Origin of the sequence: Chelatococcus sp. HY11 (assembly GCF_018398335.1) — a bacterium.
In the GTDB taxonomy this organism is placed as follows: Bacteria; Pseudomonadota; Alphaproteobacteria; order Rhizobiales; family Beijerinckiaceae; genus Chelatococcus.
This window is the reverse complement of sequence record NZ_JAHBRX010000001.1, coordinates 3,239,004-3,257,858: the sequence shown is the minus strand read 5'-3', so window position 1 is coordinate 3,257,858 and position 18,855 is coordinate 3,239,004. Positions and strand designations below refer to the sequence as shown.

Here is an 18,855-nt window from a genome sequence, read left to right as displayed (position 1 = left end):
CTGCCTCAGACGTCGAGGTTCGCGACATTCAGCGCGTTCGCCTGAATGAACTCGCGGCGCGGCTCCACCGTGTCACCCATCAGCTTGACGAAGATGTCGTCGGCGTCGGTGACTTCCTTCACCTTCACCTGCAGCAGCGAGCGCACGTCGCGATCGAGCGTGGTGGACCAGAGCTGGTCGGGGTTCATCTCCCCGAGGCCCTTGTAGCGCTGCAGCTGGATGCCCTTGCGCCCTGTCGTCGCCACCGCGTTGAACAGGCTGATCGGCCCGTCCACGCCGATCTCCTCATTGCGGCGAATGAGCTTCGAGGGGTGAGCGTAGGCCTGCAGGCTGGCTGCATGCTCGTCGAGCTTCCGGGCCTCGGACGAGGCAAGCAGCGCGGCATCGAGACTTGCCACCTGCTTCACGCCGCGAACGATGCGGCTGAAAACGAAGCCGCCCGCCTCGGCGCGGCCTTCCCAGCCACGTTCCGTTTCCTCGGCCATAGCGTCGAGACGGCGCGCGATAAAAGCGGCGGCCTCATTCGCGGCTTCCGGCTCTTCAGCCACCTGTGGGCGCAACGCGCCGGCGATGGCGGCTTGCTCCACGACGGCGCGGTCGTAGCGGGTGTGGAGGTTGCTGAGGATGTGCCGGACGAGCCGCGACTCGTCCACCAGAGCCCTCAGGTCGAGCCCTGCGCGCTCCTCGCCATTCGCGAATCGCAGCAGGGCGCCGTCGAGCCCGCCCTCGATGAGGTAGTCCTCAAGCGCGCGTTCGTCCTTGAGATACTGCTGGGACTTGCCGCGCGTGACCTTGTAGAGCGGCGGCTGGGCGATGAAGATGTGCCCCCGCTCGATCAGTTCCGGCATCTGCCGGAAGAAGAAGGTAAGCAGCAGGGTGCGGATGTGGCTTCCGTCCACGTCCGCGTCCGTCATGATGATGATCTTGTGGTAGCGCAGCTTGTCGGCGTTGAAATCCTCGCGGCCGATACCTGTGCCCAGCGCGGTGATCAGCGTGCCGATCTGCTCCGAGGACAGCATCTTGTCGAAGCGCGCGCGCTCCACATTGAGGATCTTGCCGCGCAGCGGCAACACGGCCTGATATTCGCGGTTGCGGCCCTGCTTGGCGGAGCCGCCGGCCGAGTCACCCTCGACGATGAAGAGTTCGGCCTTAGCCGGGTCGCGCTCCTGGCAGTCGGCGAGCTTGCCGGGGAGGGAGGCGATGTCGAGCGCTCCCTTGCGCCGCGTCAGCTCGCGCGCCTTGCGGGCGGCCTCGCGGGCGGCCGCCGCTTCCACCACCTTGCCGACGACGGTCTTGGCTTCGGACGGGTTCTCCTCCAGCCAGATCGCGAGCGCTTCGTTGAGGACGCCCTCGACGGCCGGCCGGACCTCCGACGACACCAGCTTGTCCTTAGTCTGCGACGAGAATTTCGGATCAGGCACCTTAACGGAAACAACCGCGGTCAGGCCTTCACGGCAATCGTCGCCGGTGAGGCCGACCTTCTCCTTCTTGGAAAGGCCGGAACTTTCGGCATAGCCGGTGATCTGGCGCGTGAGAGCGCCACGGAAGCCGGCAAGATGCGTTCCGCCGTCCCGCTGGGGAATGTTGTTCGTGAAGACCAGCACATTCTCGTGGTAGCTGTCGTTCCACCACAGGGCGACCTCGACACCGACGCCGTCGCGCTCGCCACGGATCACGATCGGCTTGCCGAGGAGGGAGGTTTTCGCGCGGTCGAGATAGTGGACGAAGGCTTCCACGCCCCCCTCGTAGAACAACTCCTCGACCTTGCGCTCCGCGTGGCGGTTGTCCGTCAGGACGATGCGCACGCCTGAGTTGAGGAACGCCAGTTCACGCAGGCGGTGCTCCAGGGTGGCATAGTCGTATTCCACCATGGTGAAGGTTTCGGGCGATGCGAGGAAGGAGACCTCGGTGCCACGCTTGTCCTGCGGGGCTTCGCCGACAACGGCGAGCGGCGCCACCGCGTTGCCGTGATTAAACTCGACGAAATGCTCCTTGCCTCCGCGCCAGATGCGCACCTTCAGCCAGGTTGACAGCGCGTTGACCACCGACACGCCGACGCCGTGCAGGCCGCCGGAGACCTTGTAGGAGTTCTGGTCGAATTTCCCGCCCGCATGGAGCTGAGTCATGATGACCTCGGCCGCTGAAATGCCCTCGCCGGGATGAATATCGGTGGGGATGCCGCGACCATTGTCGGAAACCGTGACCGAGCCGTCGGCATTCAGCGTCACGGTGACCCGTGTCGCATGGCCCGCGAGCGCCTCGTCGATGGCGTTGTCGACGACCTCGTACACCATGTGGTGGAGGCCTGAGCCGTCATCGGTGTCGCCGATATACATGCCTGGGCGCTTGCGGACGGCATCGAGGCCTTTGAGCACCTTGATAGAATCGGCGCCATAGGACTCTTCGTTCACGTCGCGGGCGGGTTCAGCCATGGATGGGTCCAATCCGATATCGGGAAGCACTGCCGCGATCGCACCGCAGCCTTTGATTCGACAGCATAAATCTAATCATTCGGGCGTGAGATTTCACGCCCGCGCGGGCACTTTTCCCTTGAGAATGCGGCTTTATCGCGTTGCGACCGCAACGGCCGCGCCGGCCATCACGGTTCCGCTGCCCCGGTTAAGCCAGCGCATGGCGCGCGGCGAGGTGAAAAGCCGGCGAACACGTGTCGCCAGAAGCACATAGCCGGTGAACACGCCGGTCAGGACGGCGACGATGACGGCGGCGAGTTCGACGAAGGCCAAAAGACGAACATCCGCCAGATTAATGATATTGGGCAAGAGCGCGAGATAGAACATCATGGTCTTAGGGTTGCCGAGCGTCAGCATCAGGCCGCCGATGAAAGCGCGCGCGCCCCTTTCGCCGGGGCCGGCGTGCGCGGAGGTCCCCGGCGCGGCCGAAACCGGCGCGAACCAGAGCTTCCACGCCAGCCAGAGCAGATAGGCGGCGCCGAGATAACGGATGACGAGGAAGAGTTCGTGGAATGTCTGAGCCACGACGGCGAGTCCGAGCACCGCGGCCGCCAGCCAGACTACATCTCCGACAATAAGGCCGGCAAGGAAGGGAGCGACGCCCGTCGCCCCGCGCGCCAGCACCCGCGCGAGAATCGCCGCGACCGCCGGTCCCGGCGAAGCGCCCGCGGCGGCGAGCACGCTGGCGAAAACGGCAAGGCTGATCAGGTCAAGGCCGGACATTGTCTCAGCGTCTCACGATATCGGGGCATAGAAAGCCAAAAACGTTGATGCTGCTCATAGCAGAAATGATACGCGGCGCGAAGGCGTGATTCGCAGGTGCGGCTGCTGGGCGGAAAGTCAAATTTCTGTTGCGGCGTAACGTGTTACCACGCCGGAAGCCACCAGGAAACGTACTGAGCCGTCCGGCAGGTCGGCGAACAGCGCGGGGTCGGCGCCAGTCATCCAGACTTGGGACCCCAGCGCGCCCAATTCCCGGTAGAGCGCGGCGCGTCGGCGTGGATCGAGATGGGCTGCGACCTCATCCATGAGCACCAGCGGCGCGATCCCGCTCATGGTCGCGACGAGGCGGGCATGGGCGAGCACGAGCCCGATCAGCAGCGCCTTCTGCTCGCCGGTCGAGCATTGGCCGGCGGGCATCGCCTTCGCGCGATGGTGCACCACGAGTTCGCTGGTCTGCGGGCCTGCCAGCGTGCGGCCGGCGGCCTTGTCGCGCGCCCGGCCGTCACGCAGCAGGCGGCGATAGTGATCCTCGACCTCGACGGCGGCGGTCGTGTTGACCATCGCCTCGATTTCGCCTTCCAGTCGCAGTTCGGCCGAGGGAAAGGGAGAGGCGTCATCGCGGGTCGCTTCGATCAGCGCGGCGAGCCGCGCCACCGTTTCCGCGCGCGCGGCGGCAACGGCGACGCCGAGTTCAGCCACCTCCCGCTCCACCGCATCGAGCCACGCCCGGTGGGGAGCATCCTCCGCGAGCAGCCGGTTGCGGCCGCGCATCGCCTTCTCGAAGGCGTTGACGCGTGTACCGTGGCCTGCGTCGACGGCCAGAACGAGGCGATCGAGGAAACGGCGGCGATCACCCGCGGCCCCGGAAAAGAGCCCGTCGAGAGCCGGTGTCAGCCAGACGACTCGCACATACTCCGCGAAGGCTGAAGCGGACGCCACCGCCGTGCCATCGACCCGGCATTTGCGGCCCGCGCCGCCGTCAGCCGTTGGTTCACTGCCGATACCCAGACGAATCTCGTCAAAAGCTGATGCCAGCGTGGCGGACACCGCAAAGCCGCCGCGTCCGCCAAGGCGTGCGAGCTCGCTGAAGTCAGCCCTGCGTAACCCACGCCCGGGCGTGAACAGCGACAGCGCCTCGATGAGATTGGTCTTGCCCGCGCCATTGTCGCCGACGAGCGCCACCAGTGGCGCTTCGCCGACGTCGAGATGGAGGTCCGCATAGCTGCGGAAATCCGCAAGTATGAGGCGCTTCACGCGCGGAGCCGTCGCGAGCTCCTGAATGGTCGCGTCCCCACAGTTTGCCTGGCTACATCTGGCGGCGTTCAAGAACCGCCGCCTCGCTCAGTCCACATGTCGCCGGCCAGAAGCCACATGTGTCAATCGCTTCGCCGCGGGTATCGCGCCGCCTGACAGTCTGATCTGGCTGAGAAAAACGCCCCGACCCGTCAGGCTGCCGTTCCCCACGCAAGGTCGTTCCGATCCTTGCGCGCGATGCCCCTGCGGTCAGACCCGCATCGGCATCAGCACATAGAGAGCCGCTGCCCCCTCGCGATCCTGCACGAGTGTCGGCGAACCGGCGTCCGCCAGTTTGAACAGGGCCGTGTCGCCGTCGAGCTGGCTCGTGATATCGAGGAGATAGCGCGCGTTGAAGCCGATATCGAGACCTCCTGCCTCATAGTCGACTTCGAGCTCCTCGGTCGCGCTGCCTGAGTCCGGGTTGGTGACCGAAAGAACCATGCGGCCGTCGCTGAGGGCGAGCTTCACCGCGCGCCCGCGCTCAGATGAAATGGTCGATACACGATCGACCGCCGCGCTGAACACGTCGCGATCCACGACGAGCTGCTTGTCATTGTTGGCCGGGATGACCCGCTGATAGTCCGGGAAAGTCCCGTCGATCAGCTTCGACGTCAGAACCACGGCGCCGATCGTCAGCCGCACCTTGGCTGGCGACAGCTCGACGGTGATTTCCGCTTCCAGGCCATCGAGCAGCTTCTGGATCTCGGCGACGGCCTTGCGCGGCAGGATGACGCCGGGCATGCCGACGGATCCGGCCGGCGCCGGCACGTCGACGCGTGCGAGGCGATGGCCATCGGTCGCCACAGCGCGCAGCACGGTCGCGCCGGGTTCCGCCTCGATCGTGTGAATGAAGATGCCGTTGAGATAGTAGCGCGTCTCTTCCGTCGAGATCGCGAACTGCGACTTGTCGATAAGGCGCTTCAATTCGATGCCGGGCAGACTGAACCGATGCGGTAGGTCGCCCGCCGCGAGATCGGGAAAATCGCTTTCAGGCAGGGCCTGCAGGTTGAAACGCGAGCGTCCGGCGCGCATCAGCATCTGCGTTCCGTCGCCTGTGGTTTCCAGCGAGACCTGCGCGCCGTCGGGCAGCTTGCGCACGATGTCGTAGATGACGTGGGCCGGGACCGTTGTGGCGCCCTCGACTTCGACATCGGCGGCCAGGGTTTCCGTCACCTCGAGGTCGAGATCGGTTGCCTTCAGGCTAAGCTGACCGGCCACGCCCTTCAGGAGGACGTTGGACAGGATCGGAATCGTTGTGCGCCGCTCGACGACGCGATGGACATGACCGAGCGACTTCAAAAGTGTCGCCCGTTCGACGGTGACCTTCATCGAACGTTCCGTTTCTCTCTAACGCAATGTCCCGTGCAGAACAGGCTGGAAAGAAACCGGCCCGCCCAACGGGTGGGCAGGCACAATGCCGTCTCGCCAGCGCTTTCGCAAGGGCACTTGTTAACAAGCCACGGTTCCGGGCGGCGGCCCATGGGCATGGGCCGCATTCCGGGAGACTTACTCCTGCAGCATGCGCTTCAGGAGCTCGACCTCTTCGTTCAATGCGCTGTCGTCACCGACGGCCTTTTCGATCTTCCGCACCGCATGCAGCACGGTGGTGTGGTCGCGCCCGCCGAAGCGCCGGCCGATTTCCGGCAGGGAGCGCAGGGTCAGAATCTTGGACAGATACATCGCGATCTGGCGCGGCTTGACTACCGCCGCCGTCCTACGCTCGGACAGGATATCGGCGCGCGAGACGTTGTACCGGCTGGCGACCAGCTTCTGGATGTCCTCGATCTTGACGCGTTTGGGGTCCTTGGTGCGGACGAGATCGCGGATGGCTGCCTCGGCTGTCTCCAGCGACATCTCCGACCCCGAGAGGGTGGAATGCGCGAGCAGCCGGTTGACGGCACCGTCGAGGTCGCGGCCGTTGGTGGTGATCACGCGGGCCACGTAGGAAACGACCGGCGCCGGCACCGAGAACGCCGGATGGACGGATTGCACCGCCGCGATCCGGGCCATCAGGATGCGGTTGCGCAGCTCCTCGTCCAGCGAGGCCATCTCAACCACGAGCCCGCCGGCAAGGCGCGAGCAGACACGCTCGTCGAGGGCCTCAAGGTCAGCGGGAGGACGATCCGCGGCCACCACGATCTGTCGCCCGGCATCAAGCAGGGCATTGATGGTGTGGCCGAATTCCTGCTGGATGGATTTGCCCTGCAGGAACTGCACGTCGTCGATGACGAGAAGGTCGATGCCGCGCAGCTTTTCCTTGAAGGCAAGCGCGGTCTGGGCCTTCAGGGCGGCGACGAAGCCATACATGAAGCGATCGGCTGTGAGATAGATGACCCGCTTCCCGCAGCGCTGGGCCTCGTGGGCCACCGCCTGGATCAAATGCGTCTTGCCGAGGCCGACGCCGGCATGGAGATAAAGCGGATTATAAAGCGGGGTCGCGCCGTCGTCGCGCGCCACCCGCTCGGCCGCAGCATGGGCAAGCGCGTTGGACCGGCCGACAATGAAGGACTCGAACGTCAGGCGGCTGTCGAGAGGATTGCCCGTGAGATCCGAGCTTTCGCCACGCTGGGTAGCGGTCACTGCAACCGGCTTCTCGAAAACAGGCGGCGCGATGCTCGTCTCGGCAAATCCCTCCCGCACGGCTGCCGGTCGTGGCGCCGGCGGCTCCGCCGGCCGCGCGGGGGTGATCGCGTCACGGTTCACCGAGCCGCGAACGGATAGGGCGAGACGGGTTACCTCAGCGCATTCGGCGCGGAACAGGTTGAGGACACGGTCTGCATAATGGGACTCGATCCAGCTCTTGAGGAAGCGCGTCGGAACGGTGAGCCGGGCGACGCCCTCGGTCACTCCATCCAGCTCAAGACGCCCGAACCAGCTCGTGAAAACATCTTCCCCGAGCTCGACACGCAGCCGACGCCGCACACGTGTCCATGGCTCACCGAATACCGGCTGATCGCCAACGGCGTTCGTGCTCACCACCGCTGCTCCCATGCCACCCATTCCCAACGCACCACTTCCCAACGCACCACTTCCCAAGATACTCGATCCCAAACCATTCGCGACCTTGGCGCTTCCTTTGAGGGGATCACCAAGGCCGCCCGGACTGATACCGGGGCCACGAGCCGTTGCCGATAAGGCCTCCGAAGGCCGTAAACCCTGCCCGGACAAAGGGCCCTTTTCAGGGCTTCCACGTTCTCCGGCGAGTTTCGTCCCTTCGTTCGCCTTATACATCGACCGCAGCTCCTTTTTTTGTTTTAACGCCCGACCTCTGAGCGCAAACCATCCCCACGGCACAATCGACGATTGCGCCGCTGTTGGATCTCCAACGAACAAACCTTAAGCCGCGCCTGCCCTTAAAAAGGTACGCAACAAGAGGCGTGCGGAGACTGTTTCGAAATTACGCAGAGTCAACGGGACCAGGTGCGCAGCAACAGAGAACTTTACAGAATAACGAAGCCGCATAACACCGGCATAATCTGTAACGATGCTTTCCACACTGCTCGATAAGCAGAGGTCGCAGGCTGTATATAGAGCGACCTGACAGCTGTTGAACAGACAAAAAACACCGCCCCCTCCTGAAAAAGAGGTTGAATTCTTCCAACTTTCCCGCTGAAGGCCTCAAGGCGAAAGCCTCAAGTCCGCTAACACTACGACACCCGCTTGGGCGGGCGCAACACATCAAACGGTTGTGGAGGCGCCAAAGCTCACCTATCGGCGAGTCGCGGTGGCTGCAGGCTGGCTTGCAAACAGTGTAAATTGTTGTTGATGCTCGGTTTTCGTAATGGCTCCGCTCAAGCTTAATCGCCACCCTGGGGAAGCGATTTGCGACACGATCGGTCGCCCTCCTTCCCACCCGGATGGACAGATTCGCCCCCCCTCACACCCTTTGCCTGCTAAGGATCTGTTCTGACGGCGTTTTATCTGCGCGGTTGGGTTTGCAAGATGCCCCTGATGCGGGGATCGCTTGTCAAGAGTAAAAGGCAAGCATGTAGTGCGCGAAATGCGTATTCGGCGGCGGGAAATAAAAAAAGCCCGGCAAAAGCCGGGCTTTTCAAAGCAATCGAAGAGTATCGATTAAGCGCTGAGCGCCTTGATGCGGCTCGCCAAGCGAGAGACCTTGCGCGACGCGGTGTTCTTATGCACGACGCCCTTCTGAGCGGCGCGCATCAACTCGGGCTCGGCCGAACGCAGGGCCACCGCGGCGGCGGCCTGATCGCCGCTGCCGATGGCTTCCTCAACACGGCGGAGGAAGGTGCGGACGCGGCTCTTACGCGCCTTATTCACGGCCGTGCGGCGTGCAATCTTGCGAGCCGCTTTCTTGGCCGACGCGGTATTAGCCATCTCTAACCTCTTGATCGTCCCCGATCTGTCCGCGCGACCAGTAGCGGCGAGCGATCGGGATCGGCAGTTGTTAACAGTGAAAGAGGGCAGCGCCGAACGCCACCCATCCTGATGGGCGGCTTATACGGTGTCGCGGCTCAAGCGTCAACGCTCGTCTTGCATTCTTCTTCAAGTCGGACGCCGGGCACGCGGAATAGCCGGAAGCCCCACGGACGGACCTGTGATGGCGGTCTCTCACCGCTGGCAGCTCGCGCAGAAGAACGTCGAGCGCCCGGCCTGGGTCATCCGCGCGATCGTGCCACGGCAGCCGGGCGTCGGGCAGGGCTCGTGCTCCCGGTCATAGACCCGGAAGCCATGCTGGAAATAGCCGAGCGAGCCGTTCGGCTGCGCATAGTCGCGCAGGCTGGAACCGCCGGCTGCGACCGCCTCGGACAGGACGTCACGGATCGCTATCGCCAGCCGCCGGGCGCCAGCCGTCGGCCGGCCGGCTGTTGTGACGAGCGAGCCCGCGGCGCGAGCCGGTGAAAGCCCGGCCCGATGCAGCGCCTCGCAGACGTAGATGTTGCCGAGACCGGAAATCAGCCCCTGATCCATCAGGGCGGCTTTCAAGGGGGCTTGCCGCCCGGCCATCAGGCGGGCAAGCAACTCGGCATCCAGTTCATTGCCCAGAGGCTCGATGCCGAGTTTGGCGATCAACGGATGCTGAAGCAGCTCGGCGCGCGGTACGAGGACCATGAAGCCAAAGCGCCGCGCGTCATTGTATGTGACGGTCAGCCCGTTGCCGAGGTGGAACACCACGTGGTCATGGCGACGGTCGCCGCCGGCCTCATAATGATACACACCGGGCCTACTGCGCTCGTCCTTCGCCTCGATGAGAAAGCGGCCGCTCATTCCAAGATGCATGATGAGGACATCGCCGCTTGAGAGATCAGCCAGAAGATATTTGGCGCGCCGCCCAAGACCGATAACGCTTTGGTCGCGCAGCCTGTCCGGAAAGTTCGCGGGAAAGGGAAAGCGCAGGTTCGGGCGTCGCTGTTCAACAGCGGTGATCACCGTGCCGACCATGGCCGGTTCGAGGCCGCGCCTGACGGTTTCAACTTCAGGAAGCTCGGGCATAGACAGTCCTGGTGCGCCGCTCTCTCGCGGCGTTCACTAAAAGATTTGTCACAGATAGCAAGCGGCGAGGGCTGATGCCAGAGCGGTCGCTCGCCCCTATGGCCCGCAACGCGGCCGGCCTGTTGCAATAGATGATTTTAAGGAAATGGGCTGCCTTAGCACTGTTCTCTCGTGTGGCCGCCTTGCCCCAAGGCGGTGGGCAGCACCCCCTCTCCTCCCCGCGGCCAGCTAGCGCTTGATGTGGCGAGATCCGCCAGGCATCGGAATGTGATCATTTCCAATAAGATAGAGACGGAGAGCGACCGAATGGCACTTTCCCCCCTTGGGGCTCTTGATCTATGGTCGGGCCGCTTCGACTGCATCATCAGTTCCAATAGGGATGCGAGATCACGGTGACCCGGGCGAATGACCTGACGCATTTCGGCTTTTCCGAGGTGCCCCTGGACGAAAAGCAGACGCTCGTGAACGACGTCTTCCACAAGGTCGCGCGCCGTTACGACGTGATGAACGATCTGATGTCGGGCGGCCTGCATCGCGCCTGGAAGAATGCGCTGGTATCGTCGCTGCGCCCGCCGCGGAACCGCCCCTTCGCCCACCTCGACGTGGCGGGCGGAACCGGGGACGTTGCCTTCCGGGTGCTTGACGCGGGCGGGCCCGAGACGCGCGTCACGGTGCTCGACATCAACGGCGATATGCTGGAGGTCGGCAAGGATCGGGCGGGAGCGCGCTTTGGCGACCGCATCACCTTCGTCGCCGGCAATGCCGAGGCGCTTCCCTTCGGTGATCGTGAATTCGACGCTTATACGGTGGTGTTCGGCATCCGCAACGTGCCGCGCATCGACAAGGCACTCGCCGAGGCCTATCGCGTGCTGAAGCGTGGCGGACGGCTGCTGTGCCTTGAGTTCAGCCATGTCGACGTGCCCGGCGCCGACGCGATTTATCGGGCCTACTCTTTTAATGTCATTCCGGCGGTCGGGCGTATGGTGACGGGCGACGCCGAGCCCTACCGCTATCTCGTCGAATCGATCCGCCGCTTCCCGACGCCGCACGCCTTTTCCACCATGCTGGAAGATGCCGGCTTCCGCTCCGTCAGCTACCGTCCCATGACGCTCGGCGTCGTCGCTCTCCATTCGGCATGGAAGCTTTGATGGCTCGTTCCACCGGCTGGCGTGGCGCGTGGGGGAGGCGATAGGGTGGCGCTTTCCGACATCTGGCATATTCTGTCCTTCGCCCGTGTTGGCTTCGTGCTGGCGCGCGAGGGGGCCTTTGGCCTGTTCGACCAGTCGCTGCTGCCGCCGGCGGCGAGGGCGGGGGTCCGTATCGCGCGGCTTATCGAGCGACGCGGGCGCGGCGACGGGGCGGAACGTCTGGCCGCCGCGTTGACGCGGCTCGGGCCCTCCTATGTCAAGTTCGGCCAGTTTCTGGCCACGCGGCCCGATGTCGTGGGCATCCGCGTGGCGCGCGATCTCGAGGCGTTGCAAGACAGAATGCCTGCCTTTCCGAAGGCGGAAGCGGTCGCGATCGTGGAAGAAACACTGGGACAGCCCCTCGGCCAGGTCTTCGCGAGCTTCAGCGATCCGGTCGCCGCCGCCTCCATCGCCCAGGTCCATCGCGCCCGGCTTGTGGATGCGCGGGGCGGCCGCGAGGTCGCGGTCAAGGTGCTGCGGCCCGGCGTGCGTGAGCGTTTCAACGCGGATCTGTCCGCCATGCGCTTTGGGGCGCGGCTGGCGGCGCGTTTTCTGCCGGACATGCACCGCCTCAAGCCGGTGGAAGTTGTCGAGACGCTGGCGCGTTCCGTCGTCATGGAGATGGATCTCCGGCTGGAGGCCGCCGCGCTCTCGGAGCTCGCCCAGAATACCGCCGATGACACCGATTTTCGTGTGCCGGCCGTTGAATGGGACATGACGGGACGCGACGTTCTGGTCAACGAATGGGTGGAAGGCCTGCCGCTGTCGGATCTGGCTGGCATCGAGGCGGCCGGGCTTGACCGCGTAGCGCTGGGCCGCGCGGTGATCCAGACGTTCCTGCGTCAGGCCCTGCGCGACGGCTTCTTCCACGCGGACATGCATCCGGGCAATCTCTTCGCGGCGCCGGACGGCCGGCTCGTTGCCGTGGATTGCGGCATCATGGGGCGGTTGAGCCTGGAGGAGCGCCGCTTTCTCGCGGAAATCCTCTACGGCTTCATCACCCGCAACTATCAGCGCGTCGCTGAGGTGCATTTCGAAGCGGGCTATGTGCCGCATCGCCATAACGTCGCGGATTTCGCCCAGGCGATCCGCGCGATCGGCGAGCCGATCCACAAGCGGCGCGCGGATGAGATCTCGATGGCGAAGCTGCTGACGCTTCTCTTCGAGATCACGGCGCTTTTCGACATGCAGACGCGCACGGAGCTGGTGATGCTCCAGAAGACCATGGTCGTGGTCGAGGGCGTGGCGCGCAATCTCGACCCGAAGCTCGATATGTGGTCCACGGCCGATCCCGTGGTGCGCAGCTGGATCGAGCAGAATCTCGGGCCGCTTGGCCGGTTGGCGGATGTCGGCCGCAATGCGCGCGAGTTCGGCGGCTTTCTCGGCCATCTGCCGGGCCTCCTCACCCGTGGCGAGCGCCTCGTCACCGACGTCGAGCGCATGGCGCGGGAAGGGGTCCAGCTCGATCACGACAGCGTGGCGGCCATTGGCCGGGCGGAAGCCCGTGGCGGCCGCGCCCGGACAATTGCGCTGTGGCTGATTGTCGTTTTGCTCGGCCTCATCTGGCTCGCCTTGTAAAGACCTTTATTTCGCGCTGAATTTTGCGAAATGGGGTAAAGCCCGCGCTGGGAATGTGCTAATCGTTCCGGCATATCATTGGAGCGCGAGCGCCGGAGTGTGGATTGCAGAAGCGCATTCTTCTCATCATCGCCGGGGGGATCGCGGCCTATAAGTCGCTGGATCTCATTCGACGCTTGAAGGAGCGAGGCTACGCCGTGCGCGCCATCCTGACGCGCGCCGGCGCTGAGTTCATCACGCCCCTGTCGGTTGGCAGTCTCTGTGGTGAACGCGCCTTTACCGATATGTTTTCCCTGACTGATGAAGCGGACATCGGCCATATCGCGTTGTCGCGGCAGGCTGATCTGCTCGTCGTCGCACCCGCGACCGCCGATATCCTCGCCAAGATGGCCCAGGGCCACGCGGATGATCTCGCGAGCACCGCGTTGCTCGCCACGGACAAACCCATTTTGATCGCACCGGCCATGAACCCGCGCATGTGGGAGCATCCCGCCACGCGGCGCAACTTGGCCCAACTTCTGGCAGACGGCGTGCGCGTCGTTGGCCCCAACAGCGGTAAGATGGCCGAGCGGGGCGAGGAGGGGCCGGGCCGCGTGGCCGAGCCGCTGGAGATCGTCGCCGCGATCGAGCAGGTGCTTCAGGATAATGCCGGGCAATCCGGTTCGACACGAGCCCTCGCCGGCAGGCGTGTCGTCATTACGTCAGGCCCGACGCATGAACCGATCGATCCCGTCCGCTACATTGCCAATCGCTCCTCCGGCCGCCAGGGCCACGCTATCGCGGCCGCGGCGGCGGCGCTGGGCGCGGAGGTGGTGCTCGTTTCGGGGCCGGTTTCAATTCCTGATCCTTCCGGCGTAACGGTTCACCATGTGGAAACCGCCGTCGAGATGCTCGCGGCGGTCGAGGCGGCTTTACCGGCGGATGTCGGCATTTTCACCGCGGCCGTCGCGGACTGGCGGGTGGCGGGCGAAGCTTCGCAGAAAATGAAGAAAACCGGCGCCGCTCCAAGGCTCGCCTTGGTGGAGAACCCGGATATCCTGGCGACCGTCGCGCAGCGCGCCGTGGATCGCCCACGGCTCGTCGTGGGTTTCGCCGCCGAAACAGAAAATGTAGTCGCCTATGCCAAGGCCAAGCGCCAGCGCAAGGGTTGTGACTGGATCATCGCCAATGACGTCAGCCACGCCACGGGCATCATGGGCGGGGACAACAATACGGTGCATGTGGTGACCGCCGACACGGTCGAGGATTGGCCCGATCTGCCGAAGACCGAAGTGGCCGCCCGGTTGGTGGAGCGGATCGCCCGCGTATTCCAGGAGAATAATGTATGAGCGTTGAAGTGGGGTTGCGCCGTTTGGCGCACGCCGAGGGCCTGCCGATGCCGCGTTACGAGACACCGGATGCGGCCGGGATGGATCTCACCGCGGCCGTGCCGGAGGGGCAGCCGTTGACGCTCCAGCCCGGCTCCCGCGCGCTGGTGCCCACCGGGCTCGTGATTGCCCTGCCGCGCGGTTATGAGGGACAGGTGCGGCCGCGCTCCGGACTTGCCCTCAAGCAGGGACTGACCGTTGCCAATGCGCCTGGCACCGTCGATGCGGATTACCGCGGCGAACTGGGCGTCATCCTGATCAATCTGGGCCAGGAGCCTGTTGTCATCACGCGCGGCATGCGCGTCGCCCAACTTGTCGTCGCGCCGGTCATTCAGGTCGCGTTGCGCGAAGTCGAGACCTTCGACGAGACAGCGCGCGGCAGCGGGGGCTTCGGCTCGACCGGCACGTGATGACTTAATCGAGAGGAGCCATCCGCCATGATCTTGCTCTCCAGGCGCAGCCTTCTGGCCGTTGCCGCGGTCGTTGATGTCGCTATCCATGCGCGGCCAACCCCAGTCGCGGCGAAATTTCTCGCTGCACGCCACAACTTGCCGCCGCGGCATCTGGAAACAGTGCTGCAGCAGCTCGTTCGCGCCGGAATTCTGAAAGGGGTGCGCGGCCCACGCGGCGGCTATGAGCTGGCGCGGGAACGCCGCCGGATCTCGGCCGGCGACATCGTGCGGGCAGCCATGGACGGTGATGATGAGAGTGGCCTGCCGGTTCCCGATTCGGTTCTCGTCGATCGCGTCATAGGGCCGACGATTCGTGACGCCAGCGAGACATTCCTGGCGAAGCTCGATCAGATCACCGTCGAGGACCTTTGCCGCAAGGCGGATGCGACGGCGGTTTTCGCCACGCCTGCCGCCGCGGAAGATTTTACGATTTAGATCGTAAAATATTTTAATCATCTCTATATTGTTGTTATATGAACGCTGGGATCAACCCGGGACGGATTTCCAGCGCAACGGAGAAGCGCCATGGCGGACAAATCGAGTGCATCCACGGGACCAGGCCGTGGCCGCGTATACGACTCCATCACCGAGACGATCGGTGATACCCCGCTCGTTCGGCTTCATCGATTGGAGCAGGAACGCGGCCTGAAGGCCCGCCTGCTCGCCAAGCTCGAGTTCTTCAACCCGATCGCGAGCGTGAAGGACCGCATCGGCGTCAATATGATCGCGGCTCTCGAAGAGCAGGGGCTCATCAAGCCGGGCGCGACACTGATCGAACCGACCTCGGGCAATACGGGTATCGCGCTCGCCTTCGTCGCGGCCGCCCGGGGTTATCGCCTCATTCTGGTGATGCCGGAGACGATGTCGATCGAGCGGCGCAAGATGCTGTCGCTGCTCGGCGCGGAGCTTGAGCTGACCCCAGGACCCCAGGGGATGCGTGGCGCCATCAACCGCGCCGAGGAGCTTAAGGCCTCTATCCCCGGATCGATCATCCCGCAGCAGTTCCATAATCCGGCTAACCCGGACATCCACCGGCGCACGACCGCTGAAGAGATCTGGAACGACACCAAGGGTGAGGTCGATATCGTCGTCGCGGGTGTCGGCACGGGCGGCACGATCACCGGCATCGGCCAGGTATTGAAGCCGCGCAAGCCCTCCCTCCATGTCGTCGCGGTCGAGCCTGAGGATTCACCCGTGCTGTCGGGCGGCCAGCCAGGCCCCCACAAGATTCAGGGCATCGGCGCCGGTTTCGTGCCGGAGGTCCTGGATCGGTCCGTGATCGACGAGGTCGTCACAGTCGGCAATCAGACGGCTTTCGACACCTCGCGCCTGCTTGCCCGGACGGAGGGCATTCCCGTCGGCATCTCGGCGGGTGCGGCGCTGGCGGCGGCCCTCGAAGTCGCGGCCCGTCCGGAATCGGCCGGCAAGACGATCGTGCTGATCGTTCCCGATTTCGCCGAACGCTATCTCTCTACCGCCCTGTTCGAGGGGCTGTAAGCGGGGCCTCGGCTTGTCCCGCCACTGAAGCAAAACTTCACATTATGTCACCCCGGGGCTGGCCAATAACGCCAGGTCCGGTGAGTAGGGACGATGCCGCTCGTGGTTGCCTACCGCAGTGAACTGCGTGTGGTTTGTCTTGCCCGAGGGCGAGTTTCCGCGGGCTTCCAAGCGCTACGTTGCACGCGGACTTGCTGGGTTACACGCGGACTTGGATCGATCCGCGCCTGAGTGGATTGCTGAAGACCGCAATAAAAAAGGCCGGCGCAAGCCGGCCTTTTCATTTTGGAATGCGAAGGGCAGCGCCTTACTCGGCGGTGCCATCCTTCTGCTTGGACTCGAGGTCCTCGCCCGTCTCCTGGTCGACCGCCTTCATGGAGAGGCGGACCTTGCCGCGCTCGTCAAAGCCGAGAAGCTTGACCTTGACCTTCTGGCCCTCCTTGACCACGTCCGTCACCTTCTGAACCCGCTGCGGCGCGAGCTGGGAGATGTGGACGAGGCCGTCGCGGGAGCCGAAGAAGTTCACGAAGGCGCCGAAGTCCGTGGTCTTCACCACCGTGCCCTCATAGATCGCGTTCAGCTCCGGCTCGGCGGCGATGCCCTTGATCCAGTTGATGGCGGCGGTGATGGACTTCCCATCCGACGACGCGACCTTGACGGTGCCGTCGTCGCCGATGTCGATCTTGGCGCCCGTCTTCTCGACGATCTCGCGGATGACCTTGCCGCCCGAACCGATGACCTCGCGGATCTTGTCCTGCGGGATCTTGATGGTCTCGATGCGCGGGGCATATTCACCGAGCTCGGCGCGAGCCGAGGTCAGCGCCTTGCCCATCTCGCCGAGGATGTGCAGACGGCCGCCCTTGGCCTGGTCGAGGGCGACCTTCATGATCTCCTCGGTGATGCCGGCGATCTTGATGTCCATCTGCAGGGCGGTGATGCCCTGGTCGGTGCCAGCCACCTTGAAGTCCATGTCGCCGAGATGGTCCTCGTCGCCCAGGATGTCGGAGAGCACCGCGTAGCGCTCGCCTTCCAGGATCAGGCCCATGGCGATGCCGGCCACCGGCCGGCGCAGCGGCACGCCCGCGTCCATCAGCGACAGCGACGTGCCGCAGACGGTCGCCATCGAGGACGAACCGTTGGACTCGGTGATCTCCGAGACGACGCGCAGGGTGTAGGGGAACTCGTGGTGCGGCGGCAGCATGGGATGCACGGCGCGCCATGCGAGCTTGCCATGGCCGATCTCGCGGCGGCCCGGCGAACCCATGCGGCCCGTCTCGCCGACGGAGTAGGGAGGGAAATTGTAGTGCAGCAGGAAGGTTTCCTTGTAGGTGCCTTCCAGCGAGTCGACGAACTGCTCGTCGTCACCGGTGCCCAGCGTCGCGACCACCAGGGCCTGCGTCTCGCCGCGAGTGAAGAGGGCGGAGCCGTGGGTGCGCGGCAGGAGCCCGACTTCCGAGACGATCGGGCGGACCGTCTTGACGTCGCGGCCGTCGATGCGCGTGCCGGTGTCGAGGATGTTCCAGCGCACGATCTTGGCCTGGACTTCCTTGAACACGGACTTGACCTGCTCGGCGGGGAAACGCGCCTCGCCTTCTTCCGGCAGAAGGGCCGCGACGACCTTGGCCTTGGCGGCATCGACCGCGTTATAGCGGCTCTGCTTGTCGACGATCTGATAGGCGGCGCGCAGGTCAGCCTCGGCGATCTCGAGAACCGCTTTCTCGACGTCCGAGACATCAGGCGCGGCGATATCGCGCGGCTCTTTCGCGGCTTTCTCCGCGAGACGGATGATGGCCTCGATCACCGGCTGGAAGGCGTTGTGACCGAACATCACGGCGCCGAGCATCACCTCTTCCGAAAGCTCCTTGGCTTCCGACTCCACCATCAGCACGGCATCCGCGGTGCCGGCGACGACGAGGTCGAGGTCGGAGGCCTCTTTCTCGGTGACAGGCGGGTTGAGTTTGTACTCGCCCTTGACATAGCCGACGCGCGCCGCGCCGACGGGCCCGGTGAAGGGTACGCCCGACAGGGTCAAGGCAGCGGAAGCGGCGACCATCGATACGATGTCGGGATCGTTCTCTAGGTCGTGCGTGAGCACGGTGACGATGACCTGGGTGTCATTGCGCCAGCCGTCGAGGAACAGCGGACGGATCGGGCGGTCGATCAGACGGGAGACCAGGGTCTCCTTCTCGGAAGGACGGCCTTCACGCTTGAAATAACCACCGGGAATGCGGCCGGCGGCATAGGCCTTTTCCTGGTAGTTTACGGTGAGCGGCATGAAGTCGATGCCGGGCTTGGGCTCCTTGGCCGCGACGACCGTCGCGAGAACCGTCGTCTCGCCGTAGGTCGCGAGAACCGCGCCATCAGCCTGGCGGGCGATGCGGCCCGTCTCGAGGGTCAGCGTGGTGCCGCCCCAATTGATCTCTTCACGTTGAATGTCGAACATGGGTTCTATCTCTCATGGTCTTTCGGGCCCGAAGGCCTTGAGCCGCTTGAGGCGACGCCATGAGCAAGACGGCGAGAGGCTCGATCTCTTGATGAGCATCCGGCGATCCTGCCATGGTCGTCTGGCCCGGCCGTTCACGCAGCACGCCTGGCCGTTCAAGCAACCTGTCTAAGGGAAGCCGCCGGACGAAGTCCGCGTGTCCCTCACGAAGGGCGGTCAACCCTTGCTGTCCGCCCGGGGACGCAGCGCAAAACACGGCCAAGCGGCCATTTTCACGATACGTGCCTATCGCAGCACCATGCTGCGGTTCGGAGTGTGGTCGCGATGGTGGGTACACTACCCCTTGCGAGCCACTGCCGAGCAATCCCAACCGCCCGGTTCTCC

14 protein-coding genes are annotated in these 18,855 nt (G+C 64.5%); 6 read left to right on the top strand and 8 right to left on the bottom strand.

Annotation, left to right across the window (positions count from 1 at the left end; genetic code table 11):
* Positions 1 to 5 precede the first annotated feature (5 nt).
* The 7 genes from gyrB to mutM form a co-directional block, all read right to left on the bottom strand.
* Positions 6 to 2,432: a DNA topoisomerase (ATP-hydrolyzing) subunit B gene (gene gyrB, locus KIO74_RS14865; protein ID WP_213332621.1), complete on the bottom strand. Its 2,427-nt coding sequence runs from the start codon at positions 2,430 to 2,432 to the stop codon at positions 6 to 8.
* A 132-nt stretch (positions 2,433 to 2,564) separates the two neighbouring features.
* Positions 2,565 to 3,194 (bottom strand): LysE family translocator, encoded by a 630-nt coding sequence (locus KIO74_RS14860; RefSeq protein ID WP_213332620.1) that lies wholly within the window; start codon positions 3,192 to 3,194, stop codon positions 2,565 to 2,567.
* 117 nt (positions 3,195 to 3,311) lie between these two features.
* Positions 3,312 to 4,475, bottom strand: a complete 1,164-nt coding sequence (gene recF / locus KIO74_RS14855; RefSeq protein ID WP_213335303.1) for a DNA replication/repair protein RecF — start codon at positions 4,473 to 4,475, stop codon at positions 3,312 to 3,314.
* 222 nt (positions 4,476 to 4,697) lie between these two features.
* Positions 4,698 to 5,819, bottom strand: a complete 1,122-nt coding sequence (gene dnaN / locus KIO74_RS14850; RefSeq protein ID WP_213332619.1) for a DNA polymerase III subunit beta — start codon at positions 5,817 to 5,819, stop codon at positions 4,698 to 4,700.
* Between the two features lie 177 nt (positions 5,820 to 5,996).
* Positions 5,997 to 7,481, bottom strand: a complete 1,485-nt coding sequence (gene dnaA / locus KIO74_RS14845; RefSeq protein WP_249730997.1) for a chromosomal replication initiator protein DnaA — start codon at positions 7,479 to 7,481, stop codon at positions 5,997 to 5,999.
* 1,083 nt (positions 7,482 to 8,564) lie between these two features.
* Positions 8,565 to 8,831 (bottom strand): 30S ribosomal protein S20, encoded by a 267-nt coding sequence (rpsT, locus tag KIO74_RS14840; RefSeq protein WP_213332617.1) that lies wholly within the window; start codon positions 8,829 to 8,831, stop codon positions 8,565 to 8,567.
* Between the two features lie 234 nt (positions 8,832 to 9,065).
* Positions 9,066 to 9,947 (bottom strand): bifunctional DNA-formamidopyrimidine glycosylase/DNA-(apurinic or apyrimidinic site) lyase, encoded by an 882-nt coding sequence (gene mutM / locus KIO74_RS14835; RefSeq protein WP_213332616.1) that lies wholly within the window; start codon positions 9,945 to 9,947, stop codon positions 9,066 to 9,068.
* A 392-nt stretch (positions 9,948 to 10,339) separates the two neighbouring features.
* Here mutM and ubiE point away from each other — a divergent pair, with 392 nt between their 5' ends.
* From ubiE to cysK, 6 genes are all read left to right on the top strand, one after another.
* Positions 10,340 to 11,095 (top strand): bifunctional demethylmenaquinone methyltransferase/2-methoxy-6-polyprenyl-1,4-benzoquinol methylase UbiE, encoded by a 756-nt coding sequence (gene ubiE / locus KIO74_RS14830; RefSeq protein ID WP_213332615.1) that lies wholly within the window; start codon positions 10,340 to 10,342, stop codon positions 11,093 to 11,095.
* Between the two features lie 45 nt (positions 11,096 to 11,140).
* On the top strand, positions 11,141 to 12,712 hold the full coding sequence (ubiB, locus tag KIO74_RS14825) for a 2-polyprenylphenol 6-hydroxylase (protein WP_213332614.1): 1,572 nt from the start codon (positions 11,141 to 11,143) through the stop codon (positions 12,710 to 12,712).
* Positions 12,713 to 12,816: 104 nt separating this feature from the next.
* The gene (coaBC, locus tag KIO74_RS14820) at positions 12,817 to 14,040 is read left to right on the top strand and encodes a bifunctional phosphopantothenoylcysteine decarboxylase/phosphopantothenate--cysteine ligase CoaBC (protein WP_213332613.1); all 1,224 of its coding nucleotides are present in this window, start codon (positions 12,817 to 12,819) and stop codon (positions 14,038 to 14,040) included.
* Positions 14,037 to 14,489, top strand: coding sequence for a dUTP diphosphatase (gene dut / locus KIO74_RS14815; protein ID WP_213332612.1), 453 nt, complete (start codon positions 14,037 to 14,039; stop codon positions 14,487 to 14,489). The genes coaBC and dut overlap by 4 nt, the downstream gene beginning before the upstream one ends.
* Positions 14,490 to 14,516: 27 nt before the next feature.
* Positions 14,517 to 14,966: an RrF2 family transcriptional regulator gene (locus KIO74_RS14810; RefSeq protein WP_213332611.1), complete on the top strand. Its 450-nt coding sequence runs from the start codon at positions 14,517 to 14,519 to the stop codon at positions 14,964 to 14,966.
* A gap of 90 nt (positions 14,967 to 15,056) precedes the next feature.
* Positions 15,057 to 16,028: a cysteine synthase A gene (cysK, locus tag KIO74_RS14805; RefSeq protein WP_213332610.1), complete on the top strand. Its 972-nt coding sequence runs from the start codon at positions 15,057 to 15,059 to the stop codon at positions 16,026 to 16,028.
* A 307-nt stretch (positions 16,029 to 16,335) separates the two neighbouring features.
* Here the strand turns inward: cysK and pnp are convergent, their stop codons facing one another.
* On the bottom strand, positions 16,336 to 18,471 hold the full coding sequence (gene pnp, locus KIO74_RS14800) for a polyribonucleotide nucleotidyltransferase (protein WP_213332609.1): 2,136 nt from the start codon (positions 18,469 to 18,471) through the stop codon (positions 16,336 to 16,338).
* Between the last annotated feature and the right edge of the window lie 384 nt (positions 18,472 to 18,855).

Bases quoted from the DNA above. Each gene is read 5' to 3' on its own strand.
- pnp (WP_213332609.1), bottom strand. From the start codon at position 18,471: ATGTTCGACATTCAACGTGAAGAGATCAATTGGGGCGGCACCACGCTG.
- rpsT (WP_213332617.1), bottom strand. From the start codon at position 8,831: ATGGCTAATACCGCGTCGGCCAAGAAAGCGGCTCGCAAGATTGCACGC.
- dnaN (WP_213332619.1), bottom strand. From the start codon at position 5,819: ATGAAGGTCACCGTCGAACGGGCGACACTTTTGAAGTCGCTCGGTCAT.
- gyrB (WP_213332621.1), bottom strand. From the start codon at position 2,432: ATGGCTGAACCCGCCCGCGACGTGAACGAAGAGTCCTATGGCGCCGAT.
- KIO74_RS14860 (WP_213332620.1), bottom strand. From the start codon at position 3,194: ATGTCCGGCCTTGACCTGATCAGCCTTGCCGTTTTCGCCAGCGTGCTC.
- dut (WP_213332612.1), top strand. From the start codon at position 14,037: ATGAGCGTTGAAGTGGGGTTGCGCCGTTTGGCGCACGCCGAGGGCCTG.
- dnaA (WP_249730997.1), bottom strand. From the start codon at position 7,481: ATGGGAGCAGCGGTGGTGAGCACGAACGCCGTTGGCGATCAGCCGGTA.
- mutM (WP_213332616.1), bottom strand. From the start codon at position 9,947: ATGCCCGAGCTTCCTGAAGTTGAAACCGTCAGGCGCGGCCTCGAACCG.
- cysK (WP_213332610.1), top strand. From the start codon at position 15,057: ATGGCGGACAAATCGAGTGCATCCACGGGACCAGGCCGTGGCCGCGTA.
- KIO74_RS14810 (WP_213332611.1), top strand. From the start codon at position 14,517: ATGATCTTGCTCTCCAGGCGCAGCCTTCTGGCCGTTGCCGCGGTCGTT.